Below are 13,440 nucleotides of genomic sequence, written 5' to 3'. Positions count from 1 at the left end.
GTAATGGCCAAGAAAAAAACAAAATCACCAGGTACGTTGGCTGAAAACCGTAAAGCAAGACATGATTATAATATTGAAGATACCATTGAAGCAGGTATTGCGCTTCAAGGTACAGAAATTAAATCGATTCGACGTGGTAGTGCGAACTTAAAAGATAGTTATGCACAAGTGAAGCGTGGAGAAATGTACATTAATAATATGCATATTGCTCCATACGAAGAAGGAAATCGTTTTAATCATGATCCATTACGATCAAGAAAGCTGTTATTGCATAAAAAAGAGATTATCAAACTCGGCGAACGTACAAGAGAAATTGGATATTCGATTATTCCTTTAAAATTGTATTTAAAACATGGACAATGTAAAGTTTTATTAGGCATAGCTCGTGGTAAAAAACTGCATGATAAACGTCAAGCATTGAAAGATAAAGCAATGAAACGAGATGTTGATCGTGCAATGAAAGCCCGTTATTAAGCATAATTGTTGCTTAATCGGGCTCTATTTGTTATGATAAGTAAAGTTGTTTAAATTAAACTGTATCTTATATTTTATTATATTGCGGGGGCGTTTTTGGATTCGACAGGGGTCCCCCGAGCTTATTAAGCGTGTCGGAGGGTTGTCTCCGTCATCAACACATTCGGTTAAATATAACTGACAAATCAAACAATAATTTAGCAGTAGCTGCGTAATAGCGCTCTGCATCGCCTAACAGCATTTCCTATGTGCTGTTAACGCGATTCAACCCTAATAGGATATGCTAAACACTGCCGTTTGAAGTCTGTTTAGATGAAATTTAATCAAACTAGCATATTGTTGGTTGTCTATTGCTTACCAATATGCGAAATGAATCAATAGACTACACACGTAGAAAGATTTGTATCAGGACCTCTGGACGCGGGTTCGAATCCCGCCGCCTCCATCTCATAGCTTGTAACCCTATTGGTTGCAGGCTTTTTATTTTTATTGCTCCAATACAGCTCCAAATATGCCCCAATAAAAATGCACCCTATAATTAAGATGCAATATTTTTGTATAAAACTATTTCATTTTTATCATTGTGAATTTCAAGGATAATATCATGAATTTTCTCATCTTCACTATAAGTATCTTTCATTTCATTATATTTAAAATATGCTAACTGTCTATTTGTCCTTTGTCCCAGTTATGTTGAGTTTTTATTGATTTTTTTGTTCTAAATCCGTAGAAGCGGTTTATCTTTTTAGGTGGGTTTTTAATAATTAAATTTCCTAGTAAAATCATAAAAATACTTGAAGGAAATAAAAGCATTTGATAACTTCCTTTTTCATGTTTTTGAAGAGCTTCTTTCTTAATATTATATAGAAATAATGTAACGAAAAAAATAATGTAAGTATGATGTTAATAAATTAAAGAATGATGAATACTTTTGACTAACACTAGATATAAGTCAGTTAGTCTAAGACAAAATAGAAATAACGAACTTTTATGATTGGTAAATCAACTGTGGTGATTAAATGTAATGCAATTTATATTTACATTTATGTGATAAATCATTTTGCCTCAAATATACAATGTTTTTAAATTTCAATTATTTATTGTAATAACATTAAAACGTTGATATATTAATGTTTGTAACGTTTTTTTTAATATATATTAGGGTAGTTTTAAAGAAAATAATTTATAATTTAATTGTTTGGAGAGAAGTAATGAACAATCAATCAAAATATTTTCATCATGTAGAACATAGGAAATTTCAAAGTAGTTCAAAAGCAACGCTTTGGTCTTCTTTGATTATTACGTTGATTTTTACAATTGTAGAGTTTGTAGGTGGGTTATATGCTAATTCACTTGCTTTATTATCAGATTCATTCCATATGTTAAGTGATGTTTTGGCACTAGGGTTGTCTATGCTTGCTATTTATTTTGCAAGTAAACCTCCAACGAAACATTATACGTATGGATTTTTAAGATTAGAAATTATTGTAGCTTTCTTAAATGGTTTAGCATTAATTGTTATTTCGTTAGGTATTATGTATGAAGGCATTTTGAGAATCATACATCCTGAATCGGTAGCAAGTGGTATCATGATATTTGTAGCTGTATTAGGTCTTATTATAAATATCATTTTAACACTTATTTTATATAGATCTTTAAGAAAAGAAGATAATGTTAATATTCAAAGCGCATTATGGCATTTTTTCGGAGATTTATTAAATTCAATTGGCGTTATCGTAGCAGTAGTACTTATTCATTTTACTGGATGGGAAATTATTGACCCAATCATTAGTATCATCATTTCTCTTATCATTTTAAATGGTGGATATAAAATAATTAAAAATGCTTGGAAAGTGTTAATGGAGAGTATTCCAGATGGATATGATTCAGATGAAATTATTAATGCAATGAAAAGCGTTGAAGGCGTTATAGATGTGCATGAATTTCATTTATGGAGTATCACTACAAACCATAGTTCATTGAGTGCTCATGTTGTTTTAAGTGATGAATATACTAAATGGCCATATTCAACGGTTAATAAAGTTTCTGAATTGTTGAAAGAAAAATATAATTTAGAACATGTTACACTACAAATTGAAAATATTCATCTTAACCATTTAGATGAAGATTACTTTAAACAATACGAAGAATGATAATTAAATAAGAGTAGAAGCGATGGATAGTAAGAGCGCTTCTACTCCTTATTTTTAGTTTTTATTTATTTTTTTACTATCTACGCGTTCAGAATTGCCTTTAGATTTGTGTGCTTTTGGATTATTTTTTTTATGTGCACTTTCGTTTACATCTTTGACTGTATCATTACTATGACTACATGCACCTAATACTAGAAAGCTTGAAAGTGTTAGTAAGGCTAATTTTTTCATTGTCTCATCCCTTTGTTTTAAGTCGTATCATATTTTAGTATGGCATATTAAATGTAATATTCAATAAATATTTATAAGTTTTAAAAAGAAGTCGAAAATAAAAGGTAGAGCCTCAAAACTCTACCTTTTTTATTATTAATTGTTTATTTGGTTTATATTATTATTCGTATTACCGCTTTGTGTATTTTGAGTTGTATTTGATGTGCTATTTTGATTTACATTATTAGTGTTGTTTTTTGTTGTATTAGATTCATTTGTATGATTATATTGAGTACTATTTTGACTATTCTGGGTTTGAGTAGAATTTGTTTGTTTTAAATCATTATTTGCTGAATTCGTCTGATATTGAGATGTGTCTTGTTGGTGTGTTGAAGGTTCTTGGTGTCGTTGTGTAGAATTTTGGTTATTTGTAGTCGCATTATTTTGTTCAGTAGTTGGGTTTTCTTGTTGTGTAGTTGGTGATTCTGATGACTGAATTGAATGTTCTTCTGTGGCGGGTGTGTTTTCTTGAGTGGCAGGAGTGTCCTGAATAGACTCATTTGATGTATCCTTATGATCTTTCTTAGAATTATTATCTTTTTTATTATTATTTTCTTTATTTGTTTTATTATCTTTAGGCTTTTCTTTTTTTACAGGAGTGATGTCACTTTTAGAGGGATTATTACTCTCAATGACTTTATGAATACCCAGTGCAAGCATACTTAATAAGATAATAATAATAGCCATAGCAAGCATTTTTAAGTAATTTTTATTCTTAAAAATAGCAATAATACCAAAAATAATGACTATACATGCGATTAAAAATAAAGTAATGCCTAGATAGAATATAATGTTATCCATAACTGACCTCCATAATTACAACATATCAATCAAATATTACTATAATTATTACATAATAAATATTAATATTTATTTAACATTTTATTATTTTTTTAAAACAATTTAGTTAATAAAATTATTAATATAATAGTGTTATTCATTCGATTTATTGTAAATGTTAATTTCTTCATTTTTAAAATTGATTGAAACATATAACTGGTCATCATATGTATTAATAGGAAGAGACGGTGTATTCAGTTTAAACTCTGATAGAATTTTAAATGAACCATTATTTAAAGGTTCAACTATAGATACATCATTTTCGTTTTGTTGTATAAGTAGATTTCTATTCGTCATATTATTAATTTTCCAATGATTCATGTAAACTCACCTCTATTAAAAATAAAAAGCCTGAAACATACTCAATACATATGTGCAGGCTTTAAAAGTTATATTCATAGTTAAATAAATATATTTATTTAAGACTTTTAAGCAAAGATCCTTGAATAGGAATAACTTGAAAAAATTAGATATTTTTAATTAAAGCTTTGTTCAATTTCAGTAAAAGCTTTATTTGTAACTTTAATATTATAAATTCTATCAGACATAATATTACCATCTAGATAGCCATGATCAATAAGAACTTTACAATTTTCTAAGAAATCGCTATATTTTCTATCGCAAAAATAATCATCTTGAGCTGTAATACTATCTTTAAAATTATTTGCTTCTTCCTCTGTTTGACCACTATTTGAACGTTCCATATATAGCTTATAAAATTTTGCTACTGTATATTTTTGTTCGTTAGTTAATTCGTCCATAGAAACGCCTCCTAAACTCATTACTTATATATACCCAATTTAATTTAATTAAAAAACTAAAAAAACGATATTACATTTATTGAGCTTTTTTAATACCTTGATCTACTGCTTCGGCAAATCTATAAAATGTTCTCGTATAATTTTTGGGGGATCGTCTATTATTTTTATCCAAGTTGTTATGTTTAAAAAACAAAGCTCGTTGGCGAGTCGTCAATTCTAGTTGCACTCCTGTATCTTTTTTATCTCTATTAATAATATTATTATTGGAAAGGGCCTCAATTCCTTTAGGCGTTTTTTGTACTGTAAATCCATGATCAGTTAATGAATGACGTAATGTTTGAACCAATTTTTTATCTTGACCACCTACGTAAACAATGGGTTCATCGCCTGCATATCCGTGAATAGATACTGTTTTTGACGAATGGTTGAGCATATCTAATAATTGAGGTTCATCAAAAACAGTAGAAGTAATATGTAGTTGAGCATTATTATCTGAACGTAGACCTTCAAATGAATAAAAATTATATTGACCAATATTTGAAATACGACGAGCGAGTTCAGTGGTTCCAGGTTCAATACTTCCACCATGAATCGCTGTAATTAAGGTATCGCTGTGCTTACGGTGTTTTGTGATTATTTTCCAATCTTTATTTTTTGTTGTATGTTGTTTTAAATCATTAAAGTTAGCATAGTAATCTAAAGATTGATTTTGTTTTAAATCAAAATGTTTATAAAAGTAAAGAAAGAAAAGAATAAATAATATAATAATAAGAGTTAAAAAGATGTAATAAAAAAATCGATAATTTAATTTTTTGTTTTTCATAAAAATAAGTTGTTCCTTTAAATATCATTTCTTAGTATAGAAAAGTATAGCGTAACGCCATAGTCTTTAACTATTAGTATGTTTTTACAAGCTTAAGGCGATAGTCATTATTAAAATTATCAACTAAAGCATATGGAGAGATAATCAGTAAACCATGATCATTTATCGTATCTTTACTTACACCGTATTTATATGCTTGATAAATAATTTTAGTACAATATGTAAAGCGTTCACTTTTTAAATTAAGTGTAACTAAATAAGTTTTATCACTATTTTTATAATGAGCTTTTGCCCAATCAGCTGCTTTTTGACCTGCATTAGGATATTCACAACGATATATTTTAATCCAATCATTTTTTTTAACGCCAAATCGCTGTTTAAATGATTCGAAAGATTCAGTAATAGGCTTATCGCCAGGTCCTTCAATTTGTAAAACAGTATCATGATCTAAAGCAATACTTGAATGTCCAAAGAAACCAAATAATACCGGACCTTTTGTAAGAATAATGTCACCAGGTTGTAATTTGAAATCATTTCCTTTTCCTGAAGATGAAGAAGTGGAACTTATAGATGCATAAGTATGAGAAGGGAACGCGAAAAATAGTAATGAAGTGAAAATAACAAATATAATACGCTTCAATTGAATAGTCTTCAATTTATATCTCCTTAATTGTTTTATAGAGGAATATATAAAAAAGAACAAAATAAGATTGTATTTTGTTCTTTTAAACTCTATTTATAAAATACCAAATATTAGTACATATATCAGTAAAGCAAAACCAAAAATATAAAAGATGACTGTAAAGCCTAAATATGATTCTTTACGTTCTTCTTTTTTAGATTTTAGCAATAACCCTAATATAATTGAAGCAGCAACAACAAATATAATACCGAGCCAAAGTAAAATCGTTAAATGTGTACTCATTTGTAAACCTCCCACATTTTAATTAAAAAAAGTTATATATCAGTGGATATATATAATATAAAAAAATTATTTCGCTTATAAGGTTTTTATCCAAAATAGCGGCAATTAAACTGAATGAAATAGTAAGGCCACATATGATTAAACCAGGTATGAGCCAAAAATAATCATCTAACTTAGGAAAATAGGTGACAGTAATATTAAAACCTAGAAATAAAAGGGTAATCATAATATTAATCCAAAATAATTTATTAATATTCATAGGTAGTGTCACCTCTATAACAATGATGTCTTTTTTATCATCATATCACTTCTTTAAAAGAAAGGTAAAACTTTAATTCTTATTAAAAGAATTACTTCGTAAATACACAGAAAAAAAGCTGGCGATTAAACTAAAATATACTCATCGGCAGTCATAAATATGTATGATTACACTAATAAACATATCAATTAAAAGGGAAAATCAGAAAAGTAAATAGAAGAGTATAAAAGTTCAAAAAATCATCACATTTACAGAAAGTTAATATCCGCATAGAATGTTTTTAGTGAATAATTAAAAATAAAGTGTTTTAATTATTTTAATAAAACCAATTAAAACATTACAACTTTTATAAAAATCTAACTTACTGATTTGCTTATATAAATAAACATCACTCATTTAGAAATAATAAGATGATAGGAGATACTGAAATGTTGTAATGTGAGGAGGAAAAAATGACATTTTATGATTTTGTTATTGGATTTATTAATGATGATACACCACTAGGAAGTTTAGCAAACTACATTGTAAATGATCATAAATTTCCCAAAAACGAACGCAATAATAAAGAAATTAGAGCATATGTTATGTCAAATTACGTTGATCACCAACTTATCGAAAGCGCTAATCGAGCAATTAGCCTCTATAAATTAATTTGAATTAGGATAGTACCAATTTTGTTGCTTTAGCGCATTCCATATATCTTTAGTTTTAAAGTTTAATTCATTATCTCTAATTGAAAAAGGTTCTATAATTTCTCTATCTAACCACGAATGAATAAGTTCACTAGGAACTCCATCAAGTAACATTTCTGATTTACTTATTACAAAACATTCCCAATCTAATGAGAGGTTATTAGGATTGACATAATTGTATTGATTATGATCATTCATAATGAACGCTCCTTTATTTATAAAACTTATAATTCATTATACCCCTTATAATGAGAATCAAACGAGTAGTAATTAATTTTTTACCTTTAGTTATTTTTAAGTATAAAAAAATTAAGGTATACTATGTATGGATTATAAAGTGGTGTAAAAGAAAGTTGCCTATATTATTTAAAAAATATATTGAGGTGAATGTAATGAGTAAAATACTCTATTTAATGAGACATGGACAAACTATGTTTAATTTAAGAGGGAAAGTACAAGGTGCAAGTGATTCTCCACTTACTAAATTAGGAATATCTCAAGCGAAGCAAGCAGGTCATTACTTTAAACATAATCATATTACTTTTGACGAAGCATATTCATCTAGTTCGGAACGAGCATGTGATACGTTAGAAAATGTTTTACCTGATCAAGCATATCAACGTAATAAAGGATTAAAAGAATGGAGTTTTGGGCTATTTGAAGGGGATAGTGTTCAATTATTGGATGCAGTTTGGGATAAACACGATATTTTTGGAACTAGACTACGCCCTTTTGGAGGAGAAACGAAAAATGAAGTTGAACATCGTATCGTTACGACATTAAGTAATTTATTAGAGTCCTCTAATGGAAAAACATTCTTAGCGGTAAGCCATGGTACAGCCATTCAGGTTTTTTTAAGAAAATGGATAGGTGATGATATGGCAAATCAATATGTCATTGGAAATTGTTGTATTTTAAAATTTATTTATACACATGGAAAGTTTAAATTTCTCGATATGGTTGATCCTACAATCGATGATGCCAATAAATAAATCATTATCCTGGCTATTTAATATCATAGAGTAGCCAATGAACATCGAAATAAGTATCATCTACTTTAAATGAGTTTTTTTCAATCCCTAAAGTTTCAAAACCAAGTGCAGTGAAAAAAATCTTTGCACTAATATGATTGGACGTAATACAAGTCATTAGTTTTTCAATATGACGAGCCTTTGCATAATTAATCACTTCACAGATTAAATTTTGCAAAGTAATCTCGTCTTTTTTGTCTTTTAAAAAGAGATTTTCTAACATTGCTTTATGTTGTGTGCCTACTTGTTTGAGTTGTCGCAATGTAACACCAGCCACAAGTTTTTCATTTTTAAAATTGCCAAAAATATTACAATACTCTTCTTCTTTAGATAGAATGTGTTTTAAATAATTTGGAGACACATGTTGAAAATAAAGTTTATCCCATGAATAAGTATGTGAATCATTTGATATTAAAGTAATATATTGATTTAAATCATTGTTAGTAAGAATTCTAACTTCTGACATTATACTCACCTCAAATTATCATTAGCATTTAATAATCTATTTATACAAATTAATTGAATTATAAATATTTTATAAACTTTAATTAATAACTATATACATAGAATAGCTTATTTTAAAAAATTATACAAAAAGTGTGAGAATATATAGACATTAAAATAATATCTATCATACATCGATATTTTTAAACTTAATTTTTTAGATAGGAAATGGGCAGGATAGGATTCAATTTGAACTCGTCGTTCAACTCTAGCAATACAGCCCAAAGAACGTAGATGTTTTTATTGAAAGTCTTTATGTTAACTTCTGTACTACTATTGAAATAACTTGATATCAGCTCTTTTCAATTCAATCTTTATCTATCAACATAAAAAAATCCTGAGACATAATGAGACGTCTCAGAATTTTTTAAAATTATAAAATTTAGATTTTAAAGCGTAATACTAATTAGTCAACAACTTGAACATTTAAATCTACATCGATGTTGCCACGAGTTGCTTTTGAATATGGACAGAATTCGTGAGCTTCTTGTAGATATTTTTCAGCATCTTCTTGAGATAATACATTTTTAACTTTTGCATCAATAGATACGCTTAATTTTGGACTTTCAGCATTTGGATCATCTTCTAAGCGTACAGTTAAAGTTACCTCAGGTTCTGCCCCACGAACTTTGTTTTGTTTTAAAATAAGGTCATATGCACCATTGAAGCATGAAGCATAGCCAGCTGCGAATAATTGTTCAGGGTTAGTTGCTTTTCCGTCTGCTTGTTGTGGTGGTAATACATCTACATTTATTGCATTATCGTCTGTGTGTACGTGTCCTTTACGTCCACCAACGTTTGTTGCTTTAGTTTCATATTGAACTGCCATTATTATTACCTCCTAAATTCGAATATAATTATTGTATACCCAACTAAAACGTTTTAAATCATGATTTGTAAAAATTAACATGAATTTTAAACATTGGCGAGTGTGACATAAATAGTTTAAAATAATATAAAATTGTAAATGGTAAGAAAAGAAGGGATTATATGGCAGAAGTAAAGGTAGCTGCAACCATAGCACCTCAAGATATAATAGATAATGAAACGTTAAATAGTATAAATGATAATCATGCATATATAGATATCATTGAGTTGCGTATAGATCAATGGGAGAGTCATCATCACGAACATTTAATGAAAAACCTTTCACTTCTAAATGAAATAAAGGGTCATTTCAAAATATTGGTGACATATCGCACACTTTCTCAAGGTGGAAAAGGTCAGTTAACTAATAAAGAATATTTACAGTTAATTGAAACAATTTCCTCAATAGATGCATTTCAAATGATAGATATAGAATGGGAGTCAAATATAGATGTTGAGACGCATAAACGTATTATAGAAAATGCACATCGTCATCAGAAGCAAATAATTGTCTCATATCATAATTTTTTAGAAACGCCACCGTTAGAAGAATTAAAATTCACATATTATAAAATGCTAAAATTAAATCCTGAGTATGTAAAAATTGCAGTAATGCCTAAGGAAAATCAGGACGTAGCAACGCTATTAGAAGCAGTAGCTTACACATCTGAAGCGATTTCTCAACAAGTTATTGGGATATCTATGTCTCGTTTAGGATTAGTGAGCCGAACTGCTCAAGGTGTTTTTGGGGGGACAGTGTCATATGGTTGTTTAGGTGAACCTCAAGCGCCAGGACAGATTCATGTTAAAGAACTAAAAAAACAATTATTATTTTACGAAAACATGTAGTATACATTGAAATGTCATCGATATCCGCGTATAATTGATAATAGTTATCAATATAGAGGAGCGATAATTGTGGAATTACAAGAAGTAATTTCTTTAAGAAGAAGTATAAAGAAATTTAAACATGATATGGTTATTAATGATGAAGATGTATTTAAAGCCATAGAACAAGCTACTGACGCTCCTAATCATGGTATGAGAGAACCGTGGAGAGTTATTCATGTTTCTAAAGATAGATTAGGAGATATGAGTAGAGATATTACACGTTTTGCCTTTCCAAATAGTCCGGAAAAACAAGAAGATCATTATAACGCGGTGACAAATTTAGGAGGTATGTTAGTTTTAGTACTTAAAACTGACCCACGACAACGACAAAATCGCGAAAACTTTTTTGCGATGGGTGCATACACTCAGAATCTAATGTTATTACTCTATGAAAAAGGTATTGGTACATGTTGGAAAACGCCATTGTACATCTTTGAACCAAAAGTAAGAAAAGCATTTGGTATTGCTAAAGATGAAGCTATTGCAGGTTTATTGTATCTTACTGATTTAGAAGAGGTTCCACCTAAAGCAAAACGTAAAAATAAACATTTAATCTCAGAATATTAAAGAAACCACACTCAAAATAACGAGTGTGGTTTTTTAATTATTTATTAAATGTTTCTTTTAAGAATGATTCAACTTGTTCAGGTGATTTTGCATTAGCAGAATGTAAATGGGCATGTTTTTGACCATTTTCAAATATAAGTAAACTTGGGATACCCATGACTTCATTGTCTGATGCTACATCTTCTAATTCATCACGATTTACTGAATACCATTTATAGTCGTTATACTTGTCAACGATTGGATCAATCCACATATCCATTGCTTTACAATCAGGACACCAACCAGCTTCAAATTTTACAATAACAGGTTGTTCACTTTGAATAACTGAATTAAATTCTTCAGTAGTAGTAATATTTTTCATACTTTACACTCCTTTTAGCTTGTTTTATATATTATAACTAATTACTAATGTTTAGAAAAAAATAAAGCTTAAAAAGTAGAGCGTTTATTTAAATAATCTGATATATTTAGAATAAGTTTAAATAGGAGGATAATACTGAATGATTAAATTTTATCAATATCCAAAATGTACAACTTGTAAAAAAGCTGCTCGATTTTTAGATGAGCATGGAGTGAGTTATGAGTCTATAGATATTGTGCAACACACACCTACAAAGCAAGAATTCAAAGAGTTAGTAGTTAAATCAGAAGTGGAAATCAATAAATTCTTTAATACACATGGTGTGAAATATAGAGAACTTGGTTTGAAAGATAAATTAAATGAATTATCTAATGATGAAAAATTAGAACTCTTAGCCTCAGATGGAATGTTGGTAAAACGTCCGCTAGCGGTTTCGGGTGAAAAAGTTACATTAGGTTTTAATGAAGAACAATACAAAGATGTATGGTTATAGAAAGTATAATCACAACTTTTAATATTAATAGTTGAATGAAAACTTACGGTATGGCATCATTAAATTGTAATTATTTTTAGGAGGGGATTTTCGTGGCAGTACCGAGCGAATTCAAATATTCTAAGGAACATGAATGGGTTAAAGTTGAAGGAAATACGGCAACAATTGGTATTACTGAATACGCGCAAGGTGAATTAGGAGACATCGTATTTGTCGAATTACCAGATGTCGATGATGAAATTAATGAAGGGGATACATTTGGTAGTGTTGAATCAGTAAAAACAGTATCTGAATTGTATGCACCTGTTTCTGGGAAAATTGTTGAAACAAACGACGAATTAGAAGATAGTCCAGAATTTGTTAATGAATCACCTTATGAAAAAGCATGGATGGTAAAAGTTGAATTAAGTGACGAAAGTCAATTAGATGAATTACTATCAGCTGAACAATACTCTGAAATGATTGGCGAATAATTTTTTAAAACTCCTTGATATTAAATCTAGGAGTTTTTTATATAATTATATTAATTATCTGTAAATTGTGTTTATATTCATCAATAACGTGAAAAAGTAAATGATTGTTTAATATCGACTTAGAAGGTGGATGAACATGGCAATTTTAAATAAAGTTATCATTGTTGAAGGTAAATCTGATAAGAAGAAAGTGCAACAAGTCATAGCTGAACCTGTAAATATTATTTGTACACATGGTACAATGAGTATCGACAAACTAGACGATATGATAGAAACGTTATATGGAAAACAGGTCTATATTCTTGCCGATTCAGATGATGAGGGCGAAAAAATTAGAAAGTGGTTTAAACGTTATTTAAGTGAAAGTGAACATATCTATGTAGATAAAACATATTGTGAAGTCGCACGTTGTCCCAAAAATTATCTTGCTCATGTATTGAGTAAATACGGATTTAACGTAAAAAAAGAGAAAAAACTTATACCTAATTTAAGTTCTGAAAGGTTAGTACTTGTGAATGAATAATTCTATTAAAATCGAAGACATCAAAGAACACTTTGATAAAGATAAACATTTAATATTTGGATATACTCCTATGTGTGGAACATGTAAGATTTCAGAGCGCATGCTAGATATTGCAAATGATATCGAACAATTACCACTTAAAAAAATTGATTTAAATTTCCATAAGTATTTTAGTGAAGAATATAAAATTATGTCTGTACCTGTACTGTTAATTATGGATAAGGATAAAGAGGTAGATAGAATCTATGCATTTCAATCCGTGCCATATTTGTTAGAAAAGTTAAAAAAATGATTGACGAATTATTAGTACAGTGATAGGATATAAATTAATTAAATAGTGCGAAAACTCTTATCGAGAGAGGTGGAGGGATGTGCCCTACGAAGCCCGGCAACCGTCTATAATGGAAATGGTGCCAATTCACATAAAGTTTAAGACTTTAGAAGATGAGAGAAAGATAATTTTAAATGCTTTCTCATCTCTCTAGATGGGAAAGCATTTTTTAATTACATAAGGAATTTAAGGGAGGCATTTA

22 protein-coding genes, 1 other RNA gene and 1 riboswitch are annotated in these 13,440 nt (G+C 29.0%); of the genes, 11 read left to right on the top strand and 12 right to left on the bottom strand.

The features are described from left to right. Positions 1 to 3: 3 nt before the first annotated feature. The 3 genes from smpB (at position 4) to HMPREF2561_RS02460 (ending at position 2,627) form a co-directional block, all read left to right on the top strand. The gene (smpB, locus tag HMPREF2561_RS02470) at positions 4 to 474 is read left to right on the top strand and encodes an SsrA-binding protein SmpB (protein WP_017175898.1); all 471 of its coding nucleotides are present in this window, start codon (positions 4 to 6) and stop codon (positions 472 to 474) included. Between the two features lie 86 nt (positions 475 to 560). After that, positions 561 to 922: a transfer-messenger RNA gene (gene ssrA / locus HMPREF2561_RS02465) on the top strand. 763 nt (positions 923 to 1,685) lie between these two features. Further along, the gene (locus HMPREF2561_RS02460) at positions 1,686 to 2,627 is read left to right on the top strand and encodes a cation diffusion facilitator family transporter (protein WP_019835719.1); all 942 of its coding nucleotides are present in this window, start codon (positions 1,686 to 1,688) and stop codon (positions 2,625 to 2,627) included. A 54-nt stretch (positions 2,628 to 2,681) separates the two neighbouring features. On the opposite strand, the gene HMPREF2561_RS10840 is transcribed toward HMPREF2561_RS02460, so the two are convergent. The 8 genes from HMPREF2561_RS10840 to tsaA form a co-directional block, all read right to left on the bottom strand. After that, positions 2,682 to 2,858 carry a hypothetical protein gene (locus tag HMPREF2561_RS10840; RefSeq protein WP_019835718.1) on the bottom strand — a complete coding sequence of 59 codons (177 nt, stop codon included), beginning with the start codon at positions 2,856 to 2,858 and terminating at the stop codon, positions 2,682 to 2,684. Between the two features lie 135 nt (positions 2,859 to 2,993). Then, positions 2,994 to 3,698: a hypothetical protein gene (locus HMPREF2561_RS02455; protein ID WP_017175892.1), complete on the bottom strand. Its 705-nt coding sequence runs from the start codon at positions 3,696 to 3,698 to the stop codon at positions 2,994 to 2,996. 132 nt (positions 3,699 to 3,830) lie between these two features. Continuing rightward, positions 3,831 to 4,058 carry a hypothetical protein gene (locus HMPREF2561_RS02450; RefSeq protein ID WP_019835716.1) on the bottom strand — a complete coding sequence of 76 codons (228 nt, stop codon included), beginning with the start codon at positions 4,056 to 4,058 and terminating at the stop codon, positions 3,831 to 3,833. A gap of 155 nt (positions 4,059 to 4,213) precedes the next feature. Then, a complete protein-coding gene (locus HMPREF2561_RS02445; protein WP_019835715.1) occupies positions 4,214 to 4,498 on the bottom strand; it encodes a hypothetical protein in 285 nt (94 codons plus the stop codon). 76 nt (positions 4,499 to 4,574) lie between these two features. Next, the gene (locus HMPREF2561_RS02440; protein WP_049379259.1) at positions 4,575 to 5,321 is read right to left on the bottom strand and encodes a poly-gamma-glutamate hydrolase family protein; all 747 of its coding nucleotides are present in this window, start codon (positions 5,319 to 5,321) and stop codon (positions 4,575 to 4,577) included. 73 nt (positions 5,322 to 5,394) lie between these two features. After that, the gene (gene lnsA, locus HMPREF2561_RS02435; RefSeq protein WP_371089541.1) at positions 5,395 to 5,961 is read right to left on the bottom strand and encodes a lipoprotein N-acylation protein LnsA; all 567 of its coding nucleotides are present in this window, start codon (positions 5,959 to 5,961) and stop codon (positions 5,395 to 5,397) included. 96 nt (positions 5,962 to 6,057) lie between these two features. Next, positions 6,058 to 6,246: a type II toxin-antitoxin system toxin TsaT gene (gene tsaT, locus HMPREF2561_RS02430; RefSeq protein WP_017175887.1), complete on the bottom strand. Its 189-nt coding sequence runs from the start codon at positions 6,244 to 6,246 to the stop codon at positions 6,058 to 6,060. 22 nt (positions 6,247 to 6,268) lie between these two features. Next, on the bottom strand, positions 6,269 to 6,505 hold the full coding sequence (gene tsaA, locus HMPREF2561_RS10955; protein WP_070468288.1) for a type II toxin-antitoxin system antitoxin TsaA: 237 nt from the start codon (positions 6,503 to 6,505) through the stop codon (positions 6,269 to 6,271). 452 nt (positions 6,506 to 6,957) lie between these two features. Between tsaA and HMPREF2561_RS02420 the strand changes: the two genes are divergently transcribed. Then, entirely contained in the window at positions 6,958 to 7,161 is a 204-nt protein-coding gene (locus tag HMPREF2561_RS02420; protein WP_017175885.1) for a sterile alpha motif-like domain-containing protein, read from the top strand. On the opposite strand, the gene HMPREF2561_RS02415 is transcribed toward HMPREF2561_RS02420, so the two are convergent. Further along, a complete protein-coding gene (locus HMPREF2561_RS02415) occupies positions 7,153 to 7,395 on the bottom strand; it encodes a hypothetical protein (RefSeq protein WP_017175884.1) in 243 nt (80 codons plus the stop codon). The genes HMPREF2561_RS02420 and HMPREF2561_RS02415 overlap by 9 nt on opposite strands. 194 nt (positions 7,396 to 7,589) lie before the next feature. Here HMPREF2561_RS02415 and HMPREF2561_RS02410 point away from each other — a divergent pair, with 194 nt between their 5' ends. After that, the gene (locus HMPREF2561_RS02410) at positions 7,590 to 8,189 is read left to right on the top strand and encodes a histidine phosphatase family protein (RefSeq protein WP_049415371.1); all 600 of its coding nucleotides are present in this window, start codon (positions 7,590 to 7,592) and stop codon (positions 8,187 to 8,189) included. Positions 8,190 to 8,202: 13 nt separating this feature from the next. On the opposite strand, the gene HMPREF2561_RS02405 is transcribed toward HMPREF2561_RS02410, so the two are convergent. Beyond that, a complete protein-coding gene (locus HMPREF2561_RS02405; protein ID WP_048761455.1) occupies positions 8,203 to 8,694 on the bottom strand; it encodes a GNAT family N-acetyltransferase in 492 nt (163 codons plus the stop codon). Between the two features lie 444 nt (positions 8,695 to 9,138). After that, entirely contained in the window at positions 9,139 to 9,561 is a 423-nt protein-coding gene (locus HMPREF2561_RS02400) for an organic hydroperoxide resistance protein (RefSeq protein WP_054105337.1), read from the bottom strand. A 161-nt stretch (positions 9,562 to 9,722) separates the two neighbouring features. Between HMPREF2561_RS02400 and aroD the strand changes: the two genes are divergently transcribed. After that, positions 9,723 to 10,448 (top strand): type I 3-dehydroquinate dehydratase, encoded by a 726-nt coding sequence (aroD, locus tag HMPREF2561_RS02395; RefSeq protein ID WP_054105338.1) that lies wholly within the window; start codon positions 9,723 to 9,725, stop codon positions 10,446 to 10,448. A gap of 69 nt (positions 10,449 to 10,517) precedes the next feature. Continuing rightward, entirely contained in the window at positions 10,518 to 11,057 is a 540-nt protein-coding gene (locus HMPREF2561_RS02390; RefSeq protein WP_002448165.1) for a nitroreductase family protein, read from the top strand. Positions 11,058 to 11,094: 37 nt separating this feature from the next. On the opposite strand, the gene HMPREF2561_RS02385 is transcribed toward HMPREF2561_RS02390, so the two are convergent. Further along, positions 11,095 to 11,418: a thioredoxin family protein gene (locus HMPREF2561_RS02385; RefSeq protein WP_048682682.1), complete on the bottom strand. Its 324-nt coding sequence runs from the start codon at positions 11,416 to 11,418 to the stop codon at positions 11,095 to 11,097. Positions 11,419 to 11,557: 139 nt separating this feature from the next. On the opposite strand from HMPREF2561_RS02385, the gene HMPREF2561_RS02380 reads away from it, so the two are divergent. The 4 genes from HMPREF2561_RS02380 to HMPREF2561_RS02365 all read left to right on the top strand — a co-directional run bounded on the left by HMPREF2561_RS02380 (position 11,558) and on the right by HMPREF2561_RS02365 (position 13,199). Continuing rightward, complete coding sequence (locus HMPREF2561_RS02380) at positions 11,558 to 11,911, top strand: arsenate reductase family protein (RefSeq protein WP_048761460.1); 354 nt, start codon at positions 11,558 to 11,560, stop codon at positions 11,909 to 11,911. Positions 11,912 to 12,003: 92 nt separating this feature from the next. Continuing rightward, positions 12,004 to 12,384 carry a glycine cleavage system protein GcvH gene (gene gcvH / locus HMPREF2561_RS02375; RefSeq protein WP_017175879.1) on the top strand — a complete coding sequence of 127 codons (381 nt, stop codon included), beginning with the start codon at positions 12,004 to 12,006 and terminating at the stop codon, positions 12,382 to 12,384. Between the two features lie 136 nt (positions 12,385 to 12,520). Beyond that, positions 12,521 to 12,907, top strand: a complete 387-nt coding sequence (locus HMPREF2561_RS02370) for a toprim domain-containing protein (RefSeq protein WP_002448075.1) — start codon at positions 12,521 to 12,523, stop codon at positions 12,905 to 12,907. Further along, positions 12,900 to 13,199: a thioredoxin family protein gene (locus HMPREF2561_RS02365; protein WP_002448091.1), complete on the top strand. Its 300-nt coding sequence runs from the start codon at positions 12,900 to 12,902 to the stop codon at positions 13,197 to 13,199. The genes HMPREF2561_RS02370 and HMPREF2561_RS02365 overlap by 8 nt, the downstream gene beginning before the upstream one ends. A gap of 54 nt (positions 13,200 to 13,253) precedes the next feature. Beyond that, a riboswitch (SAM riboswitch) is annotated at positions 13,254 to 13,358 on the top strand. Positions 13,359 to 13,440 lie beyond the last annotated feature (82 nt).

The sequence above is a fragment of the Staphylococcus sp. HMSC069E10 genome (genome assembly GCF_001809205.1).
In the GTDB taxonomy this organism is placed as follows: domain Bacteria; phylum Bacillota; class Bacilli; order Staphylococcales; family Staphylococcaceae; genus Staphylococcus; species Staphylococcus hominis.
Note: the sequence above shows the minus strand (reverse complement) of the source record. Positions and strands in the feature narration are given on the sequence as shown.

Coding starts and splice junctions, on each gene's coding strand:
- smpB (WP_017175898.1), top strand. CDS start 4: ATGGCCAAGAAAAAAACAAAATCACCAGGTACGTTGGCTGAAAACCGT.
- HMPREF2561_RS02460 (WP_019835719.1), top strand. CDS start 1,686: ATGAACAATCAATCAAAATATTTTCATCATGTAGAACATAGGAAATTT.
- HMPREF2561_RS10840 (WP_019835718.1), bottom strand. CDS start 2,858: ATGAAAAAATTAGCCTTACTAACACTTTCAAGCTTTCTAGTATTAGGT.
- HMPREF2561_RS02455 (WP_017175892.1), bottom strand. CDS start 3,698: ATGGATAACATTATATTCTATCTAGGCATTACTTTATTTTTAATCGCA.
- HMPREF2561_RS02450 (WP_019835716.1), bottom strand. CDS start 4,058: ATGAATCATTGGAAAATTAATAATATGACGAATAGAAATCTACTTATA.
- HMPREF2561_RS02445 (WP_019835715.1), bottom strand. CDS start 4,498: ATGGACGAATTAACTAACGAACAAAAATATACAGTAGCAAAATTTTAT.
- HMPREF2561_RS02440 (WP_049379259.1), bottom strand. CDS start 5,321: ATGAAAAACAAAAAATTAAATTATCGATTTTTTTATTACATCTTTTTA.
- tsaT (WP_017175887.1), bottom strand. CDS start 6,246: ATGAGTACACATTTAACGATTTTACTTTGGCTCGGTATTATATTTGTT.
- tsaA (WP_070468288.1), bottom strand. CDS start 6,505: ATGAATATTAATAAATTATTTTGGATTAATATTATGATTACCCTTTTA.
- HMPREF2561_RS02420 (WP_017175885.1), top strand. CDS start 6,958: ATGACATTTTATGATTTTGTTATTGGATTTATTAATGATGATACACCA.
- HMPREF2561_RS02415 (WP_017175884.1), bottom strand. CDS start 7,395: ATGAATGATCATAATCAATACAATTATGTCAATCCTAATAACCTCTCA.
- HMPREF2561_RS02410 (WP_049415371.1), top strand. CDS start 7,590: ATGAGTAAAATACTCTATTTAATGAGACATGGACAAACTATGTTTAAT.
- HMPREF2561_RS02405 (WP_048761455.1), bottom strand. CDS start 8,694: ATGTCAGAAGTTAGAATTCTTACTAACAATGATTTAAATCAATATATT.
- HMPREF2561_RS02400 (WP_054105337.1), bottom strand. CDS start 9,561: ATGGCAGTTCAATATGAAACTAAAGCAACAAACGTTGGTGGACGTAAA.
- aroD (WP_054105338.1), top strand. CDS start 9,723: ATGGCAGAAGTAAAGGTAGCTGCAACCATAGCACCTCAAGATATAATA.
- HMPREF2561_RS02385 (WP_048682682.1), bottom strand. CDS start 11,418: ATGAAAAATATTACTACTACTGAAGAATTTAATTCAGTTATTCAAAGT.
- HMPREF2561_RS02380 (WP_048761460.1), top strand. CDS start 11,558: ATGATTAAATTTTATCAATATCCAAAATGTACAACTTGTAAAAAAGCT.
- HMPREF2561_RS02370 (WP_002448075.1), top strand. CDS start 12,521: ATGGCAATTTTAAATAAAGTTATCATTGTTGAAGGTAAATCTGATAAG.
- HMPREF2561_RS02365 (WP_002448091.1), top strand. CDS start 12,900: ATGAATAATTCTATTAAAATCGAAGACATCAAAGAACACTTTGATAAA.